Here is an 18,491-nt window from a genome sequence, read left to right as displayed (position 1 = left end):
GGTCCTTTGCGGGCAGTTCCCCGGGCCCGCGCGGGCGGTTATCCCATACCGTCCCACCCACCGCCCACCCACACCGGCGCCCCCCCCCCTAACCGGCGGGGGCACCGAGAGCCCTGAGGGCCTGAGCCGCGGGACTACTTGTCGTCGTCCCGGCCGAGGGAGTCCTTGACGCCCTTGGCGCGCTCACCGACTCCGTCGGTCGCGTCCTTGACGCCGCCCTTGGCCTGGTCGGCCTTGCCCTCGGCCTCCTTGCGGCGGTCGCCGGTCAGCTTGCCGACCGCTTCCTTGCCCTTGCCCTTGAGCTTGTCCATGGCTCCGTCACTCATGATGTCGCTCCTTCGCTCGTCAGACGTATTGCGGTGCTTGGCCGCCGGTCAGGCGCTTTCCGCCTGGAACATCCAGGCGTGCTTCTCGAGCTCAGCCGTCAGCGCGATCAGCAGGTCCTGGGTCACGGGGTCCGGCTCGTCGGTCGCCTCGATGCGCTCCCGCATCCGGCCGATGACCACGCCGAGCCCGTCGACCAGGATCCGCACCGCGTCGGTGTCCTTGATCCAGCCCTCGGGCACGGACGCGATGGCCGTCTCCTTGGCCACGGTGCCGGCGCGCCCGTCCGGGTTGACCCCGACCGCCGAGGCGCGCTCGGCCACCGTGTCGGAGTGCTGCCGGGCGGTGGCGACGACGTCGTCGAGCTGAAGGTGTACGGAGCGGAAGCGCGGACCGACCACGTTCCAATGGACCTGCTTGGCCACGAGGGAGAGGTCGACGAGGTCGACCAGAGCGCCTTGCAGCGCCGTTCCCACGACCTTGAGGTCGCTCTCGGACAACGTGCTCTTGACCACAGACATGTGCGCTACTCCCATCCGTCGGCCACTTCACTGACCGTCTCGGTGCATCACCCACGATGGCACATATATCTTCAAAACGGTCATGTGGGCCTTGTCCTCCGTGTGCCCACTGACTCACGGCTCACACACCCGCTCACGCAAAAGTCCCGGCCGACCCCGGTAGGGGCCGACCGGGACTCCGGTCGAGCTCAGTGCCGCATGGATCAGGCGGCGACGACGTCCACCGCTTCCGCGGGCGCCTTGATGGTCACACGTCCCGACGGCACACCTGCGACCGACGAGACGGAGACGGAATTGAGCATGGGACGAACCGGTACTGGGACCGGATCAGTGGCAGCTGCCGACTCGGCCAGCTCCGCGAGCGAGAGCTCGTCGCTCACTTCTCGCATGAGCTCGGACATCCGTACGTCAAGCGCGTCGCAAATCGCGGAGAGCAGCTCGGAGGATGCCTCCTTCTGCCCCCGCTCCACCTCGGAGAGATAACCGAGCGAGACCCGGGCGGACGAGGAGACTTCGCGCAGAGTACGGCCTTGGCGCTGGCGCTGCCGACGCAGCACGTCACCCAGCAGGCGACGGAGCAGAATCATCGGTGGCTCCCTCCTCGGACCGCGTAGCCGCATCCATCACGCCCTACCGTACCGCCTTGTGCTGCGGCCGTGCGGGGAGCGATGTCGTGTTCACTCAGGGCTGCAAACATCCATTCCCCCCGTGTTGTTCCGTATCCTGTGCCCGCGCATTCCCGCCGAGTTCGCCCGCGAGCAGTTCGAGGACGCTTCGCACACTCTCACTACGGATATCCGCCCTCTCACCATTCAACCGCAGAGCCGACATTTTCTCGACGCCGGAGGGTCCGGCCACGGCCACGTAGACCGTGCCTACCGGCTGCCCGTCCTGTGGTTCCGGCCCCGCGACCCCCGTGGTGGAAACGCCCCAGTCCGCGCCGAGAACGCGGCGCACACCGGCCGCCATCCGCAGCGCGACCTCGGGGTCCACGGCGCCGCGCTCCGCCAGAAGGGTCGCGTCGACGCCCAGGACGTCCCGCTTCAGGGGGGTGGCGTACGCCGTCACCGATCCCCGGAAGGACCGGGAAGCACCGGGTACGGCGGTCAGCTCCGCGGCGACCAGGCCGCCCGTCAGCGATTCGGCGACGGCGAGCGTCTCGCCCCGCGCCCCGAGCAGCCGGAGCACCCGGGCAGCGGCTGTCACCGCTCGGCCTCCGCCGCGTCGCGCACCTCGGCAGCGCTGCGTACGTCCGCAGCACCGGACCGTACGTCCATCGCACCGGGCGATACATCCGTCACCCCGGTCGGTACGTCCGTCACATCGGCCACAGCGCCGGCAGCAGGACCGACCCCGGCGGCCACGGGACCGGCAGTGGGCCCGCCCCCGGCCGCTCCGGCGCCGCCGACGGCCGGATGCGGCGCGGGATCCTGAAGGGCCTCCGTGGCCTCCGCGGCCCGTTCGACCGCTGCGGCGCGCTCCGCCGCGAGGCCCTTGCGGCGCAGGACGACGGCCTGGCGTACGTAATCGAGTCCGGTGACGACCGTCAGCACGACGGCGACCATCATCATCCAGAAGCGCAAGGTCGCCAGGGGCCCGGTGAGCACCAGGACGTACATCCCGGCCGCGGTCCCCTGCGCGAGCGTCTTCAGCTTGCCGCCCCGGCTGGCCGGGATCACCGCATGGCGGATCACCCAGAACCGCATCAGCGTGATGCCCAGCTCTCGCGCGATGATCACGCCGGTGATCCACCACGGCAGATCACCCAGGATGGAGAGCGAGACCAACGCCGCACCCATGATCGCTTTGTCGGCGATCGGGTCGGCGATCTTCCCGAAGTCCGTGACCAGGTTGTACGCCCGTGCCAGATGACCGTCGAACAGGTCGGTGATCATCGCGATGGCGAAGGCCGCCCAGGCGAAGGAGCGCCAGACCGGGTCGTATCCGCCGTCGTGGAACAGCAGCAGGACGAAGCCGGGCACGAGCAGCAGCCGCACCATGGTCAGGATGTTGGCGATGTTCCACAGGCTGGCCTGGTTGACGGCCGCAGTCCCCAGCTTGCCGCCGCGGACCGGCTTCGCGCCGGAACCGCCTGCCGCGGATGCCGGGACTCCCGTCATCTGGCTGCCTCCGCAAGCTCGTGGTGTTCGGCCACCAGGTCGACGCCCTCGGTGCCCACTGCCTTTGCCTCGACCATACGGCCCGGCACGAGTCCCTCGCGTGTGGTGAAGACCACCTGGCCGTCCGTTTCGGGGGCCTGGTGGGCCGCGCGCCCGACCGCGACCTCGCCGTCCTCGTCCGACTCGATGGACTCCACGAGCACCTGGAGGGTCTCGCCGACGCGCTCCTCGGCCCGCTGCGAGGTCAGCTCCTCGGCCAGCTGGGAGATGTGGGCGAGGCGCTCCGCGATGGTGTCGGCGTCGAGCTTGTTCTCGTAGCCGACCGCCTCGGTGCCCTCCTCGTCGGAGTAGCCGAAGACGCCGATCGCATCCAGGCGGGCGCCGGTGAGGAAGCGTTCCAGCTCGGCGAGGTCCGCCTCGGTCTCGCCGGGGAAGCCGACGATGAAGTTGGAGCGGGCGCCGGCCTCGGGGGCCTTGGACCGGATGGTGTCCAGCAGCTCCAGGAAGCGGTCGGTGTCGCCGAAGCGGCGCATCGTGCGCAGCACGCTCGGGGAGGAGTGCTGGAAGGAGAGGTCGAAGTACGGGGCGACCTTCGGCGTCGAGGTGAGGACGTCGATGAGCCCGGGGCGCATCTCGGCGGGCTGGAGGTAGCTGACCCGGATCCGCTCGATGCCGTCCACGTCGGCCAGCTCGGGCAGCAGGGTCTCCAGGAGGCGGATGTCGCCGAGGTCCTTGCCGTACGAGGTGTTGTTCTCGGAGACGAGCATGACCTCCTTGACGCCCTGCTCGGCCAGCCAGCGGGTCTCCTGGAGCACGTCCGAGGGCCTCCGCGAGATGAAGGAGCCACGGAAGGAGGGGATGGCGCAGAAGGAGCAGCGGCGGTCGCAGCCGGAGGCGAGCTTGACCGAGGCGACGGGGCTGGTGCCGAGCCGGCGGCGCAGCGGTGCCCGCGGGCCGGAGACCGGGGCGACGCCTTCGGGGAGGTCCTCGGGGGCCGGGGCGGGCGTCTCCTGGGCGTGGCCGGGCAGCGCCACGGCGGCGTCCTGCCGCTCGGCGGGGCTGATCGGCAGGAGCTTGCGGCGGTCGCGCGGGGTGTGCGAGGCGTGGATGCCGCCGTTGAGGATGGTCTGGAGCCGGTCGGAGATGTCGGCGTAGTCGTCGAATCCGAGGACGCCGTCCGCCTCCGGCAGGGCCTCGGCGAGGTCCTTGCCGTAGCGCTCGGCCATGCAGCCGACGGCGACGACGGCCTGGGTGCGGCCGTGGTCCTTCAGATCGTTGGCTTCGAGCAGGGCGTCGACGGAGTCCTTCTTGGCGGCTTCGACGAACCCACAGGTGTTGACGACTGCGACATCCGCGTCCGAGGCGTCCTCGACGAGGTCCCAGCCGTCCGCTGCCAAGCGGCCTGCAAGCTCCTCCGAGTCCACCTCGTTACGGGCGCAGCCAAGAGTGACAAGGGCGACGGTACGGCGTTCGGGCATGGACTCAAGACTACTTTGTCCCGGCGACCGCCCTGCCGTGCAGGGTTGCCTGCCCTCGTCGCTGTTACTCCCCGTAGCAGTCGGACCGGGCCGGGGAACGCCGACGGGCGCCCGGCACGAGGCCGGACGCCCGTCGGGACGTGTACGGAAACGAAGGGCGCGGTTCAGCCGACCTCGGGATCGCCCTTGGTGTAGGAGAGCCGCTCGACCGGGCCGGGCCCGCGGTCCTCGACCCGCTTGCCGTTGACGAAGAGCTCGATCGCTCCGGAACGGCCGAGGACGAGGTCGATGCGTTCCTTGTCCTGGAAGGTCTTGGACTCGCCCGGGAGCAGCAGCCCGTCGAAGAGCAGCCGCCCGTTGTGGTCCTTGGCCGAGATCCAGCTCTCGTCCGTGGTCGCGCTGAGCTTGACCGTCACCTTGTCCCGGGGGGCGGCGGCGATGGCGCTCTCGGAGGGCACCGGCTTGGGGTCGGAGGGCTTGGTGGCGGTCGGCTTGGCCGCGGTCTTGTCGGGCTTGGAGCCCTCCGCGACCTGGGCGGTGCTGGAGGGTTCGTCCTCACCGCCGCTGAAGAGCGTGAAGCCGACGAACCCGACGACGGCGACGATGGCCGCGACCATGGCGGCGGTCCAGTTGGGCCGCCGGGGCTCGGAGCGGATGCGTTCCGCTTCGAAGAGCGGCGCCGCGGGGGTCGGTGCGGGACGGCCGCCGTGATCGGCGTCGTACTCCTCGACCAGCGGTTCCGGATCGAGGCCGACCGCGCGGGCGAACGTGCGGATGTGGCCGCGGGCGTAGACGTCGCCGCCGCAGCGGGAGAAGTCGTCCTGCTCGATCGCGTGCACGATGGGGATGCGCACCCGGGTGGAGCTGCTGACTTCCTCGACCGTCAGACCTGCGGCGATGCGAGCCTGCTGAAGGAGACGACCGATCGAAGGCCGGTCGTCTTCGGGGGAGTTGCCGATGGACACGGGGGCGCCTTTCGAGCGTGAGCCACCTGCTGGATGTTCAGTCTAGGGGGGGTACGAAAGGAAGGGGCAACCGGGAGGGACGACTTTGTACGCCATCGGGTTCGCCGGACGGCCCCGCCTCCGGCTCCGGGGCGGAGCGGGGGCGGAACGCAGCCCCGATCGAGGACTGGGCAACCTGTAGTGGGCCGAACGGGGTGGGGGTAAGGGTGAGGTGGTGACGGAGCGAGCTGCGGGGAGGAGCACGGTTCCGTCCCTCCCTTCAACTGGACGTACGACCGTACGAAACGGTTGCCCACGAAACCTTTACGGAGCGGATTCCGTGACGACAGGCCCTAGGGAGCGGATTCCCCGCGGATGACGGCCAACACCCCGTCGAGCTCGTCGGGTTTCACCATGACGTCCCGCGCCTTGGATCCCTCGCTGGGTCCGACGATGTTCCGGGACTCCATCAGGTCCATCAGCCGGCCCGCCTTGGCGAAGCCGACCCGCAGCTTGCGCTGGAGCATCGAGGTGGACCCGAACTGGGTGGAGACGACCAGCTCGGCGGCCTGGCAGAGCAGGTCCAGGTCGTCGCCGATGTCCTCGTCGATCTCCTTCTTCTGCTTCGTACCGACCACGACGTCGTCCCGGAAGACCGGGGCCATCTGGTCCTTGCAGTGCTGGACGACGGCGGCGACCTCGTCCTCGGTGACGAAGGCGCCCTGCATACGGGTGGGTTTGTTGGCGCCCATCGGGAGGAAGAGCCCGTCGCCCTTGCCGATGAGCTTCTCGGCGCCGGGCTGATCGAGGATGACGCGGCTGTCGGCGAGCGACGAGGTGGCGAAGGCGAGCCGGGAGGGCACGTTCGCCTTGATCAGGCCGGTGACCACGTCGACCGAGGGCCGCTGGGTGGCGAGCACCAGGTGAATGCCGGCCGCACGGGCCAGCTGGGTGATGCGGACGATCGAGTCCTCGACATCACGCGGGGCCACCATCATCAGGTCGGCCAGCTCGTCGACGATCACCAGCAGATACGGGTACGGGGACAGCTCCCGCTCGCTGCCCTCGGGCGTCTTGCACTTGCCGGTGCGCACAGCGTGGTTGAAGTCGTCGATGTGCCGGTAGCCGAAGGCGGCCAGGTCGTCGTAGCGCAGGTCCATCTCCCGGACGACCCACTGGAGCGCCTCGGCGGCCTTCTTGGGGTTGGTGATGATCGGGGTGATGAGGTGGGGGATGCCCTCGTACGCGGTCAGCTCGACGCGCTTGGGGTCGACGAGGACCATCCGCACGTCCTCCGGGGTGGCCCGCACCATGATCGAGGTGATCAGGCAGTTGATGCAGGAGGACTTGCCGGAGCCGGTGGCGCCGGCGACGAGGACGTGCGGCATCTTGGCGAGGTTGGCCATCTCGTAGCCGCCCTCGACGTTCTTGCCGAGTGCCACGAGCATCGGGTGGTCGTCCTCGGCGGCGTCCGCGAGGCGCAGCACATCGCCGAGATTGACCATCTCGCGGTCCGAGTTGGGGATCTCGATGCCCACGGCGGACTTGCCCGGGATCGGCGAGATGATCCGCACATCCGGACTGGCCACGGCGTACGCGATGTTCTTGGCCAGGGCCGTGATCTTCTCGACCTTCACGGCGGGGCCGAGCTCGATCTCGTAACGGGTGACCGTCGGGCCCCGGGTGAAGCCGGTGACCGCGGCGTCGACCTTGAACTCGGTGAAGACGTTGGTCAGCGAGGCCACGACCGCGTCGTTGGCGGCGCTGCGGGTCTTGCCCGGGCCGCCGCGCTCCAGCAGGTCGAGCGAGGGCAGTGAGTAGGTGATGTCGCCGGACAGCTGGAGCTGTTCGGCGCGGACGGGCAGGCCCTCGGAACGCTCGGGTGCGGGCTTGGTCAGGTCGGGAACGGCACCGGACCGGCCGGAGGTGTCACCGGAACGGTCTCCGCCGCTCGCGTCGTCGGCGTCACCGGACCGGTTCGGCCGGCGTCCCGCGCCGGTCTGCCCCGCCCCGGTCCTCCCGTCGTCGTCCCGCTCGGCCTCCCGGGCCCCGGGCACGGGCGTCCCGGTGCGCTCCCGGTCCACGGAGACGCCCTGGGTCAGGTCGGCGACGACCGGCGAGGGCGGCATGCCGTTGAGCACGGCCCCGTCGAGCGCGGCCGCAGCGGCGGCGGCGACGTCCACCGCGTCCAGCTCCCGGTTCATCGCGGGCTGCGCGGAGGGCCTGCGAGGCCTCCGGCGCTTGGTGAGCGCCTCCTCCTCGGCCTGGTCGTGGTCGTGGTCGTGGACCGGGTCCGCGTCCGTACGCCGTGTGCCGCGCCGACGGGTCCGCTCGGGCAGCGCCTCACGCCACTGTTCGTCGTAGCGCTCGTCGTCGTCCTCGAACCCCTCCGCCTCCTCGGGGGTGGGTTCGACGATGCCGAGGCGGACGCCGAGCTGACGCAGCCGCCGCGGAATGGCGTTGACCGGGGTGGCGGTGACGACGAGGAGCCCGAACACCGTCAGCAGCACCAGCAGCGGTACGGCGAGCACCTCGCCCATCATGAAGATCAGCGGCTTGGACGAGGCCCAGCCGATCAGCCCGCCCGCGTCCTGCATCGCCTCGGTGCCCGCGTCCCGCCCCGGCGAACCGCAGGCGATGTGAACCTGGCCGAGGACTCCGATGACCAGGGCGGACAGCCCGATGACGATACGGCCGTTGGCCTCCGGCCGCTCCGGATACAGGATCAGCCGCACCGCCATCGCGCCCAGCAGTATCGGCGCGAGCAGGTCGAGCCGGCCGAAGGCCCCGGTCACCAGCATCTCGACCAGGTCGCCGACCGGTCCCTGGAGGTTGGACCAGGTGCCCGCGGCGACGACCAGCGCCAGGCCGAGCAGGAGCAGTGCGAGCCCGTCCTTGCGGTGGGCGGGGTCAAGTCCCTTGGCGCCACGCCCTATCGACCGGAACACCGCGCCGACGCCGTGCGCCGCCCCGAGCCAGACCGCCCGCACCAGCCGGTAGAGACCCCCGGTGGGTGACGGCGCGGGTTTGGGCGCGGGCTTCCTGGCCGCCGCCTTCTTCGCGGGGGCCTTCTTGGCGGGGGCAGCCGCCTTCTTCGGTGCGGTCTTTTTGGCGGGCGCGGCTTTCTTCGCCGGGCCCGAGGTACGGCCGACGCGTTTGGTGGTGCCCGCCGTGCCCTGGGAACCCTTGCCGGACGTACGTGAGGCCATGGTGCCGAGGTTACCGCTGTCGTCGCCCGTGAACACGTTCGCCTAGTGGTTCACCCGTCCGTGTCGCCTCCGGACGGCCGGTAACTGACGCCGCCTCACAGCAGAGGGGCGGAGTGTCCGAGGTGTCAGCTCTGTGCGGGCAGGACGCCCGTACCCCCGCCGGTGCCCGGCTCCAACGCGTCGAGCGCGCGGCGCAGGCCGGTCAGCTTGCGTTCCAGGTGGGCGGCGGTGGCGACCGCCGCGGCGTCCGCGGATTCGTCGTCGAGCTGCTTGGAGAGGGCTTCCGCCTGCTCCTCGACCGCCGCGAGCCGCGCGGAGAGTTCGGCCAGCAGTCCGGCCGGCTCCTTCTCGTGCTCGCCGCCCGCGTGGCCGTCGCCCTCCAACTGGAGCCGCAGCAGCGCCGCCTGCTCCCGGAGCTTGCAGTTCTTCATGTAGAGCTCGACGAAGACCGAGACCTTCGCCCGCAGCACCCACGGGTCGAACGGCTTGGAGATGTAGTCCACCGCACCGGCCGCGTAACCCCGGAAGGTGTGGTGCGGACCGTGGTTGATCGCGGTGAGGAAGATGATCGGGATGTCCCGGGTCCGCTCCCTCCGCTTGATGTGCGCGGCGGTCTCGAAACCGTCCATGCCCGGCATCTGGACGTCCAGCAGAATGACCGCGAAGTCGTCCGTGAGCAGCGCTTTGAGCGCCTCCTCCCCTGACGATGCCCGGACCAGTGTCTGATCGAGCGCAGAGAGGATGGCCTCCAGCGCCAGCAGATTCTCCGGCCGGTCATCGACCAGGAGGATCTTGGCCTTCTGCACCATGGCCCGCCCTCCTCGCCCCGGAAATGCACCGGGTGCCGCCCCAGGGGACGACTCCCTTACGCCGTCCGTCCTTGTGCCGGTCATGGTAGCCGCACCCCGCCCGTCACCACACCCTGTCACCGCGATGTCACTGTGCACATACCGCAAACGCGGTGGGAGACCAGAAGGTTCCCCGAATGCAGCGCGTTCACACCCGTTCGCGCACAGTCGGTCAACAACTCACGCCAATTCGTTCAATCTTCGATCACTCTCCGCGCATCCACTGCTCCATCACCGCGAGCAGGTGATCAGGATCGACCGGCTTCGTCACATAGTCGGAAGCTCCGCAATCGATCGCCTTCTCCCGGTCGCCCTTCATCGCCTTCGCGGTGAGCGCGACGATCGGCAGCCCGGCGAACTGCGGCATCCGCCGGATCGCGGTCGTCGTCGCGTACCCGTCCATCTCGGGCATCATGATGTCCATCAGCACGACCGTCACATCGTCGTGCTGCTCCAGGACTTCGATGCCCTCGCGCCCGTTCTCCGCGTACAGCACCGACAGTCCGTGCTGCTCCAGCACGCTGGTGAGCGCGAAGACATTGCGGATGTCGTCATCGACGATGAGCACCTTCTCGCCGCGGAAGCGGAATGTCCTCCGGGGCGCCGGCTCGGCCGCCGCTCCCTGCTCCTGCCCCTGGCTCTCCCTCTGGCTGCCCTGCACCCACTCCTCCTGCTGCGGGGCGCTCTCGGACGTCGTGCGCCCGGCCGGCAGGGCGGGCCTGCGGGCCGCGTCCCCCAGGGCCTTGCGCCGCCGGAACACCCCGGCGGAGTTGGCCGGATCGCCGTACGGAGCCGACTGGCCCTGCGGCGCCTGCGTCTGCCCCATCTCGCCCGCTCCGCCCATTACCTCGGCGGAACCGGAACCCACCGGGGGGTAGCCCTGGGGCGGCAGTTCGGCGCGGTGCAACGGCAGGTACAGGGTGAAGGTGGAGCCCCGGCCGGGCTCGCTCGCCGCGTGGATCTCACCGCCGAGCAGGCGCGCGATCTCCCGGCTGATCGAGAGGCCGAGACCCGTGCCGCCGTACTTCCGGCTCGTCGTCCCGTCCGCCTGCTTGAACGCCTCGAAGATCACCAGCATCTTGCTGGACGCGATCCCGATCCCGGTGTCGGTGACCGAGAACGCGATCAGATCGGCGTCCGCGTCCCGCAACGAACCCGACTCCAGCAGATGCTCCCGGATCGCGTTCGGCACATCGGCGCCGGCCGGCCGGATGACCAGCTCCACCGCACCGGTGTCGGTGAACTTCACCGCGTTGGACAGCAGGTTGCGCAGCACCTGGAGCAGCCGCTGCTCGTCGGTGTGCAGCGTCGCGGGAAGCTCCGGCGACACCCGTACGGAGAAGTCGAGACCCTTCTCCGCGGTGAGCGGGCGGAAGGTCGCCTCCACGTAGTCGACCAGCTGGACCAGCGCGATCCGGGTCGGGCTGACGTCCATCTTGCCCGCCTCGACCTTCGACAGGTCCAGGATGTCGTTGATCAGCTGGAGCAGGTCGGACCCGGCCCCGTGGATCGTCTCGGCGAACTCCACCTGCTTCGGCGAGAGATTGCCCTCGGCGTTGTCCGCCAGCAACTTGGCGAGGATCAGCAGCGAGTTGAGCGGCGTACGCAGCTCGTGCGACATGTTCGCCAGGAACTCGGACTTGTAGCGCATCGAGACCGCGAGCTGCTCGGCGCGCTCCTCCAGGACCTGCCGCGCCTCCTCGATCTCGGTGTTCTTCACCTCGATGTCGCGGTTCTGCTGGGCCAACAGCTCGGCCTTCTCCTCCAGTTCGGCGTTGGACGCCTGGAGGGCCTTCTGTCGGTTCTCCAACTCCTGCGACCGGTCCCGCAGTTGCTCGGTCAGCTCCTGCGACTGCTCCAGCAGCTTCTCGGTCTTGGTGTTGACGCTGATCGTGTTGACGCTCGTCGCGATCATCTCGGCGAGCTGGTTGAGGAAGTCCCGCTGGATGTGCGTGAACGGCTGGAAGGAGGCCAATTCGATCACCCCGAGGACCTTGCCCTCGAAGAGCACCGGCAGCACGATCACATGCGCCGGAGGGGCCTCCCCGAGACCGGAGGAGATCTTCAGATACCCCGGCGGCACGTTGTCCACCTGGATCGTCCGCTTCTCCTCGGCCGCCGTCCCGATGAGCGTCTCCCCGGGCCGGAAGGAGGTCGGCATCGAACCCGCGGAGTAGCCGTAACTCCCCCGCATCCGCAGCTCGTACGCATTGGCCTCGCCGTTGTCCGGACCGACCTCCTCCGAGTCGCCGGCGGCCATCGCCAGGAAGAACGCGCCGTGCTGCGCCGAGACCACCGGCGTCAGCTCGCTCATGATCAGCGAGGCCACGTCGTCCAGATCGCGGCGGCCCTGCATCAGACCGGAGATCCTGGCCAGGTTGCCCTTCAGCCAGTCCTGCTCCTTGTTGGCGAGCGTGGTGTCACGCAGGTTCGCGATCATCGTGTTGATGTTGTCCTGGAGGACCTGGATCTCCCCGGCCGCGTCCACGTCGATCTTGAGGTTCAGATCGCCGCGGGTCACCGCGGTGGCGACGGCCGCGATGGCACGCACCTGACGGGTCAGGTTCCCGGCCATCTCGTTCACCGACTCGGTGAGGTCGCGCCAGGTGCCGTCCACGTCGCGCACCCGCGCCTGACCGCCCAGCTGCCCCTCGGTGCCCACCTCACGGGCCACCCGGGTCACCTGCTCGGCGAACGAGGACAGCTGGTCGACCATCGTGTTGATGGTGTTCTTCAGCTCCTGGATCTCACCGCGCGCGTCGATGTCGATCTTCTTGGTCAGGTCGCCCTTGGCGATGGCGGTGGTGACCGTGGCGATCTGCCGCACCTGACCGGTCAGGTTGGAGGCCATCGAGTTCACGGACTCCGTGAGGTCCTTCCACGTACCGGCGACTCCCGGCACCCGGGCCTGGCCTCCCAGCTCCCCTTCCGTACCCACCTCACGGGCCACCCGCGTGACCTCGTCGGCGAACGAGGACAGCGTCGTCACCATCGTGTTGACCGTGTCGGCCAGCTCCGCGACCTCGCCGCGCGCCTCCACGGTGACCTTCTTCGTCAGGTCGCCGTTGGCGACCGCCGAGGAGACCCGGGAGATGTTCCGCACCTGGCTGGTCAGGTTGTTGGCCATCAGGTTGACGTTCTCGCTGAGGTCCTTCCAGATGCCGGTCGCCCCGCGCACCCGCGCCTGACCGCCGAGGATCCCTTCGGTGCCCACCTCACGGGCCACCCGGGACACCTCGTCGGCGAAGTTCAGCAGCTGGTCGACCATCGTGTTGACGGTCGTGACCAGTTCGAGGATCTCGCCCTTGGCGTCGACGGTGATCTTCTTCGAGAGATCGCCCTTGGCGACCGCGGTGGTGACCTCGGCGATGTTGCGGACCTGGAGGGTCAGGTTGTTCGCCATGCCGTTGACGGACTGCGTGAGGTCCTTCCACGTACCGGACACACCCTGCACCTCGGCCTGGCCGCCGAGGATGCCCTCCGTACCCACCTCGCGGGCGACCCGCGTCACCTGCTCCGCGAAGTTGGACAGCTGGTCCACCATCGTGTTGAGGGTGTTCTTCAGCTCCAGGATCTCGCCCCGGGCGTCCACGTCGATCTTCTGCGACAGGTCACCGCGCGCGACCGCCGTGGCGACCTGCGCGATGTTACGGACCTGAGCGGTGAGGTTCCCCGCCATGCCGTTCACCGAATCGGTGAGATCGCGCCATACCCCGGCCACACCGGGCACCTGCGCCTGACCGCCGAGCCGGCCGTCCGTACCCACCTCGCGGGCCACCCTGGTGACCTGGTCGGCGAAGGCGGACAGCTGGTCGACCATGGTGTTGATGGTGTTCTTGAGCTCCAGGATCTCGCCCCGGGCGTCCACGTCGATCTTCTGCGACAGGTCGCCCCGCGCCACCGCCGTCGTGACCTGCGCGATCTGCCTCACCTGGGAGGTGAGGTTCCCGGCCATGAAGTTGACGGAGTCCGTCAGCTCCTTCCACGTACCCGAGACGCCGTCCACGCGCGCCTGACCGCCGAGGCGGCCCTCGGTGCCCACGTCGCGGGCCATCCGCGTCACCTGGTCGGCGAAGCTGGAGAGCTGCGCCACCATCGTGTTGACGGTGTTCTTCAGCTCCAGCATCTCCCCGGCCACGTCCACGGTGACCTTCTGGGACAGGTCACCGTTGGCGACCGCCGTGGTGACCTGCGCGATGTCCCGCACCTGACCGGTCAGGTTGCGGAACGCGGTGTTCACCGAGTCGGTGAGGTCCTTCCACGTCCCCGCCGCACCCGGTACCTCGGCCTGACCGCCGAGGCGCCCTTCGACGCCGACCTCCCGGGCCACCCGGGTCACCTCGGAACCGAACGACTGGAGCTGGTCCACCATCGTGTTGACGGTGTTCTTCAGCTCCAGCATCTCCCCGGCCACGTCGACCGTGACCTTCTGCGACATGTCACCGCTGGCCACCGCGGTCGTCACCTGCGCGATGTCGCGCACCTGGGTCGTCAGGTTCCGGAAGACCGTGTTCACCGAGTCGGTGAGGTCCTTCCACGTCCCGGCGGCACCGGGCACCTGCGCCTGACCGCCGAGAAGCCCCTCGCCACCGACCTCGCTCGCCACGCGGGTCACTTCGTCCGCGAAGGTGCGCAGCGTCTCGGTCATCTGGTTGATCGTCTCGGCGAGCTGCGCGACCTCGCCGCGCGCGCTCACCGTGACCTTCTGCGTCAGGTCACCGCTGGCGACGGCCGTCGTCACCTCCGCGATCCCGCGCACCTGGGAGGTGAGGTTGCCCGCCATCGTGTTGACGGAGTCGGTGAGGTCCTTCCACACCCCGGCCACACCCGGCACGGTCGCCTGACCGCCCAGCTCACCCTCCGTACCCACCTCGCGGGCGACGCGCGTCACCTCGGAGGAGAACGAGGACAGCTGGTCGACCATCGTGTTGACGGTGTTCTTCAGCTGGAGCATCTCACCGGCCACATGGACGGTGACCTTCCGTGACAGATCGCCCTTGGCGACCGCCGTCGTCACCAGCGCGATGTCCCTCACCTGGGCGGTCAGCCGGTACGCCATGGTGTTGACGGAGTCCGTGAGGTCCTTCCAGGACCCGGACATCCCGCGCACCTGCGCCTGGCCGCCGAGCTTGCCCTCGGTGCCCACCTCGACGGCGACCCGGGTCACCTGCTCGGTGAAGACCGACAACTGGTCGACCAGATTGTTGACCGTACGGGCGACCTTCAGGAACTCGCCGCGCAGCGGCCGTACGGTCTCGTCCTCGGTGTGCGAGCGCAGCTCCATCCGCTGCTCCAGGTCACCGTCGGCGACCGCCGACAGGACCCGGCCCACTTCGGAGACCGGTCGCGCGAGATCGTCGACGAGTTCGTTGGAGGCGTCGATGGCGGCGGCCCAGGACCCCTCGCAGGCGCCCGTCTCCAGGCGCTCCGTGAGTTTGCCCTCGCGCCCGACCACCCGTCGTACGCGCGCCAGCTCACCGGTGAGATGCAGATTCCGGTCGGCGACCTCGTTGAAGACCGCCGCGATCTCCGTCATCACGCCGTCGCCGGAGACGGTGAGCCGCCGGCGGAAGTTGCCGTCGCGCATCGCCACGAGTCCCGCGAGCACTCTGTTCAGAGCTGCCGCATCGACCTCGACGGTGCCATTGCGCTGCTTTTTCACGGACTGTCCGCCTTTTGTACGCGCCTTCGAACCCTGCGCCGCCACGCCAGACTCCACCGTGTCCCTCCCGCAGGGGTTGACCGTTTCACTCGGGCCTATCCGGAAGCTTGCCCAGTTCCACTGTGGACCACCGCCACAGCACACCGTCAACGGGCGGCCGGGCGGACGTCAAATCGTTGCAACGTACCAGGCCGGAACAGGTCCGTGGGCAACCTGTACCGGTTGCCCCCCATCCCTTGCACCGGGAGTCCATACTTGTGCGCCCGCGCACCACCACCGGGGCGCCCTGTCCCGAACTCGGCCCTCGTGTACCCGGCACCCTTCACGAACGTCTAGCCTGGCAAGCGAATCGAAGCGGCGATAAACGGGCACAGGACTCGGGGAAGCGACGAGACACCATATGGGGAGTGCTGTGATCACCGCGCGCGCGGCCGCCACCTTCGAACCGGTCGGGCGCTCTGTCGCGACCGCCCGCGCCTTCGTCCGGGACACGCTCCAGGGGTGGGGCTACAACGATGTCGTCGACGACGCCGTCGTCCTCACCAGTGAGCTCGTGACCAACGCCGTCATCCACGCCGGAACGGCCGCCGACGTCCTGTGCCTGCGCACCGGCGACGGCGTACGCGTCGAGGTCTCCGACCACTATCCGGAACGCGAGGTCCCGCTCCAGAGCAACGGACTCGACTTCGGCTCCCCGGACCGCGAGAACGGTCGCGGCCTGCTGCTCTGCGCCGCCCTGGCCTCCCGCTGGGGCGTCGAGTACAGCCCCACGCGCAAGCACGTCTGGTTCCAGCTGGACCTGCCCGACCGGCCCGTGGGCATCCGCTCCGCCGGCCCGGTCCTGCCCACCTCGCTCCTCCCCGTCACCGACCAGCGCATCCGGGTCGCCGTCGTCCAGATCGACAGCGCCGGCGCGATCAGCGCATGGAACGACGACGCCGCGTACGTCTTCGGGCACACCGCGGAACAGGTCACCGGCAAGCAGTTCACCGACTTCGTGGCCTGGCCGCACACCCCGGGGACCAACACCGGCATCGCCGACGCCCTGCAGCTCTCCCGCTGGGAGGGCAGCTACGGCATCCGCGGCTCGGACGGCCGGACCATCGCCGTCTACTCCTCGCACCTGCGGGTCCGCGACACCGACGGCGAACCCTCCACGGTCTGCCTCCTCGTCCGCGACGACGAACGCGCCGTGCTCCAGTCCCCGGTCCGCGCCCCGGTCTCCGACACCTCGTCCGACAACCGCACCACGGACCCCTTCGAGGTCTTCATCGGCTCCCCCGCCCCCGACGACCTGGACGGCCTCCTCCAGCGGACGGTCGAGCGGGCCCGCGACATGCTCGACGCCGACGCGGCGTTCCTCCTGCTCGCCACGGACGACGAGACGGAGCTGGAGGTCCGCGCCACGACGGGCCTCCCCTCGGCCCGCCAGCGCTTCGCCCGCGTACCCGTCGAAGCCGGAACGGGACGCTACGGCTCCGCCCGGATGCCCGCCGTCCACGACGACCTGACGGCCGTCCCCGGCGCCGTCCCGCTGCTCACCGACACGGGGATGCGCTCGGTCGTCACGGTCCCGCTGAAGGTCGAGGGCCGCCTCACCGGCTCCCTCGGCGTCGCGGCGGAGGGCGCGGGCCGCTACTCGAACGAGGAGGCCCTGCGCCTCCAGTTCGCCGCCGACCGCATCGCGCTGGCCGTGGAGTCCGCCCGCCTCGGCGAGCTGGAACGGCTGCGCCGCGGCTCCCTGTCCTTCCTCGTCGAGGCCTCCGACCTGCTGGCCGGCACCCTCGACCGGGACCAGACCCTGGCGCTCATGGCCCAGATGACGGTCCCGACCCTGGCCACCTGGTGCGCCGTCTACACGATCGCGGACCAGTCCTCCGAGCCGTACCTCTCGTACGTGCTCCACGAGGACGAGGACCTCATCGACGGCCTCAAGGCCCTGCTCTCCAAGATCGCCCCGCCTGATCCGGTCCCGACCCCGGGCGCCCGGGTCTGGGCCGCCCCCTCGGAGGCCGGTCACAAAGCCGCGCTCAGCACCTCGACCCGCAGCCTGCAACGCGACGCCCCGCTGAGCATGAGCACGGCCACCCGCACCACGCTCGCCACGGCCCAGGCCGTCGGCGGCGAGACGGTGGTCCTCCCGCTGGTCGCCCGCAACCGCGTGATCGGCATGCTGACGCTCGGGAAGCCCTCGGACGACCACTTCCGCCAGGAGATCCTGGAACTGGCCGAGGACCTGTCCCGCAGGGCCGCCCTGGCCCTGGACAACGCCCGCCTGTACTCGGAGCGGATGGCGATCAGCCAGTCCCTCCAGCGCAGCCTGCTGCCCCCGGGCCTCCCCGACGTGCCGAACGTCGAGATCGAGGTCATCTACCGGGCCGCCGGCGAGGGCAACGAGGTGGGCGGCGACTTCTACGACGTCTTCCCGATCAGCGACGGCGCGTACGGCTTCGCCATCGGCGACGTCTGCGGTACGGGCCCGGAGGCGGCCGCCGTCACGGGGCTGGCCCGCCACGCGCTGCGCCTGCTGGCCCGCGAGGGCTTCGGCGGCCCAGCGGTCCTGGAGCGCCTCAACGCGGCGATCCTCGACGAGGGCGCCCGCAGCCGCTTCCTCACCCTGCTGTACGGCGAGCTGTGGCCCCAGGAGGACGGCAGCGCCCTCCTGAAGGTCGTCTGCGCCGGCCACCCGCTGCCGCTGCGCCTGCGCCAGGACGGTTCCGTCGAGTCGGCCGCGGAACCGCAGCCCCTGCTCGGCGTGATCGACGACCTCGACCTGTACGAGCAGGAAGTCGTCCTCAACCCGGGCGACGTCCTCCTGTGCGTCACGGACGGCGTCACCGAACGCCGCGAGGGAACCCGCATGCTGGGCGACGACGGCCTCGCGGACGTCCTGTCCACCTGTACGGGCCTGACGGCCGGAGCGGTCGCCGCACGCATCCTGCGGGCCGTGGAGCGCTTCGCCGCCGAGCCGGCCTCGGACGACATGGCGATCCTGGCCATGCGCGTCCCTGAGCCGCCGCTCGTCTGACACCCACTCCACCAACGCAAAAGGCCCCCGCCATGTGGCGGGGGCCTTTTGTTGTTCTGAGCCCCAATGCGGAATCGAACCGCAGACCTTCTCCTTACCATGGAGACGCTCTACCGACTGAGCTATTGGGGCCTCGTTGCGCTGTGGCAACGAGGTAAACCATACACGGGATCCGGGGATGCTCATAATCGCCTCGGACCTGGCTGATGGTGCGTTTTGGTGGGGTTACTGCCGACCAGAGGTGCGCCGGCTTCGGGGCAGCGGATCGAGCCCGAAAGGTCCTGAACGCAGGAAAGCCCCGCACCACAAGGGTGCGGGGCTTTCCCACAAAGGTTGTTCGGCGGCGTCCTACTCTCC

The 18,491-nt window shown here is 69.7% G+C and carries 11 protein-coding genes and 1 tRNA gene; 1 reads left to right on the top strand and 11 read right to left on the bottom strand.

The features are described from left to right. Positions 1–134: 134 nt before the first annotated feature. From JS521_RS23735 to JS521_RS23690, 10 genes are all read right to left on the bottom strand, one after another. Positions 135–326, bottom strand: a complete 192-nt coding sequence (locus tag JS521_RS23735) for a CsbD family protein (protein ID WP_205084974.1) — start codon at positions 324–326, stop codon at positions 135–137. Between the two features lie 48 nt (positions 327–374). After that, positions 375–845, bottom strand: a complete 471-nt coding sequence (locus JS521_RS23730) for a Dps family protein (protein ID WP_205084973.1) — start codon at positions 843–845, stop codon at positions 375–377. 203 nt (positions 846–1,048) lie between these two features. Next, the gene (locus JS521_RS23725; protein ID WP_015611861.1) at positions 1,049–1,432 is read right to left on the bottom strand and encodes a helix-turn-helix domain-containing protein; all 384 of its coding nucleotides are present in this window, start codon (positions 1,430–1,432) and stop codon (positions 1,049–1,051) included. Between the two features lie 94 nt (positions 1,433–1,526). Further along, positions 1,527–2,051 carry a CinA family protein gene (locus tag JS521_RS23720; protein ID WP_205084972.1) on the bottom strand — a complete coding sequence of 175 codons (525 nt, stop codon included), beginning with the start codon at positions 2,049–2,051 and terminating at the stop codon, positions 1,527–1,529. Then, positions 2,048–2,965, bottom strand: a complete 918-nt coding sequence (gene pgsA / locus JS521_RS23715) for a CDP-diacylglycerol--glycerol-3-phosphate 3-phosphatidyltransferase (RefSeq protein ID WP_205084971.1) — start codon at positions 2,963–2,965, stop codon at positions 2,048–2,050. The genes JS521_RS23720 and pgsA overlap by 4 nt, the downstream gene beginning before the upstream one ends. Continuing rightward, on the bottom strand, positions 2,962–4,443 hold the full coding sequence (gene rimO / locus JS521_RS23710; protein WP_205084970.1) for a 30S ribosomal protein S12 methylthiotransferase RimO: 1,482 nt from the start codon (positions 4,441–4,443) through the stop codon (positions 2,962–2,964). Before rimO ends, pgsA begins: the two co-directional genes overlap by 4 nt. Before the next feature lie 164 nt (positions 4,444–4,607). Then, on the bottom strand, positions 4,608–5,408 hold the full coding sequence (locus JS521_RS23705) for a helix-turn-helix domain-containing protein (protein ID WP_205084969.1): 801 nt from the start codon (positions 5,406–5,408) through the stop codon (positions 4,608–4,610). 332 nt (positions 5,409–5,740) lie between these two features. Beyond that, positions 5,741–8,596 carry a DNA translocase FtsK gene (locus JS521_RS23700; protein WP_205084968.1) on the bottom strand — a complete coding sequence of 952 codons (2,856 nt, stop codon included), beginning with the start codon at positions 8,594–8,596 and terminating at the stop codon, positions 5,741–5,743. Positions 8,597–8,721: 125 nt separating this feature from the next. Further along, complete coding sequence (locus JS521_RS23695) at positions 8,722–9,405, bottom strand: response regulator (protein ID WP_032794268.1); 684 nt, start codon at positions 9,403–9,405, stop codon at positions 8,722–8,724. 244 nt (positions 9,406–9,649) lie between these two features. Further along, entirely contained in the window at positions 9,650–15,106 is a 5,457-nt protein-coding gene (locus JS521_RS23690; protein WP_205084967.1) for a HAMP domain-containing protein, read from the bottom strand. Between the two features lie 400 nt (positions 15,107–15,506). Here JS521_RS23690 and JS521_RS23685 point away from each other — a divergent pair, with 400 nt between their 5' ends. Then, complete coding sequence (locus tag JS521_RS23685) at positions 15,507–18,134, top strand: SpoIIE family protein phosphatase (protein WP_205084966.1); 2,628 nt, start codon at positions 15,507–15,509, stop codon at positions 18,132–18,134. Between the two features lie 59 nt (positions 18,135–18,193). On the opposite strand, the gene JS521_RS23680 is transcribed toward JS521_RS23685, so the two are convergent. After that, positions 18,194–18,266, bottom strand: a tRNA-Thr gene (locus JS521_RS23680). Between the last annotated feature and the right edge of the window lie 225 nt (positions 18,267–18,491).

It is taken from the genome of Streptomyces durocortorensis (genome assembly GCF_016901035.1).
Classification (GTDB): domain Bacteria; phylum Actinomycetota; class Actinomycetes; order Streptomycetales; family Streptomycetaceae; genus Streptomyces; species Streptomyces durocortorensis.
Note: the sequence above shows the minus strand (reverse complement) of the source record. Positions and strands in the feature narration are given on the sequence as shown.

What these genes read in the sequence shown, in the direction of transcription:
- JS521_RS23735 (WP_205084974.1), bottom strand. Translation starts at nt 326, where the DNA reads ATGAGTGACGGAGCCATGGACAAGCTCAAGGGCAAGGGCAAGGAAGCG.
- JS521_RS23730 (WP_205084973.1), bottom strand. Translation starts at nt 845, where the DNA reads ATGTCTGTGGTCAAGAGCACGTTGTCCGAGAGCGACCTCAAGGTCGTG.
- JS521_RS23725 (WP_015611861.1), bottom strand. Translation starts at nt 1,432, where the DNA reads ATGATTCTGCTCCGTCGCCTGCTGGGTGACGTGCTGCGTCGGCAGCGC.
- pgsA (WP_205084971.1), bottom strand. Translation starts at nt 2,965, where the DNA reads ATGACGGGAGTCCCGGCATCCGCGGCAGGCGGTTCCGGCGCGAAGCCG.
- rimO (WP_205084970.1), bottom strand. Translation starts at nt 4,443, where the DNA reads ATGCCCGAACGCCGTACCGTCGCCCTTGTCACTCTTGGCTGCGCCCGT.
- JS521_RS23700 (WP_205084968.1), bottom strand. Translation starts at nt 8,596, where the DNA reads ATGGCCTCACGTACGTCCGGCAAGGGTTCCCAGGGCACGGCGGGCACC.
- JS521_RS23695 (WP_032794268.1), bottom strand. Translation starts at nt 9,405, where the DNA reads ATGGTGCAGAAGGCCAAGATCCTCCTGGTCGATGACCGGCCGGAGAAT.
- JS521_RS23685 (WP_205084966.1), top strand. Translation starts at nt 15,507, where the DNA reads ATGGGGAGTGCTGTGATCACCGCGCGCGCGGCCGCCACCTTCGAACCG.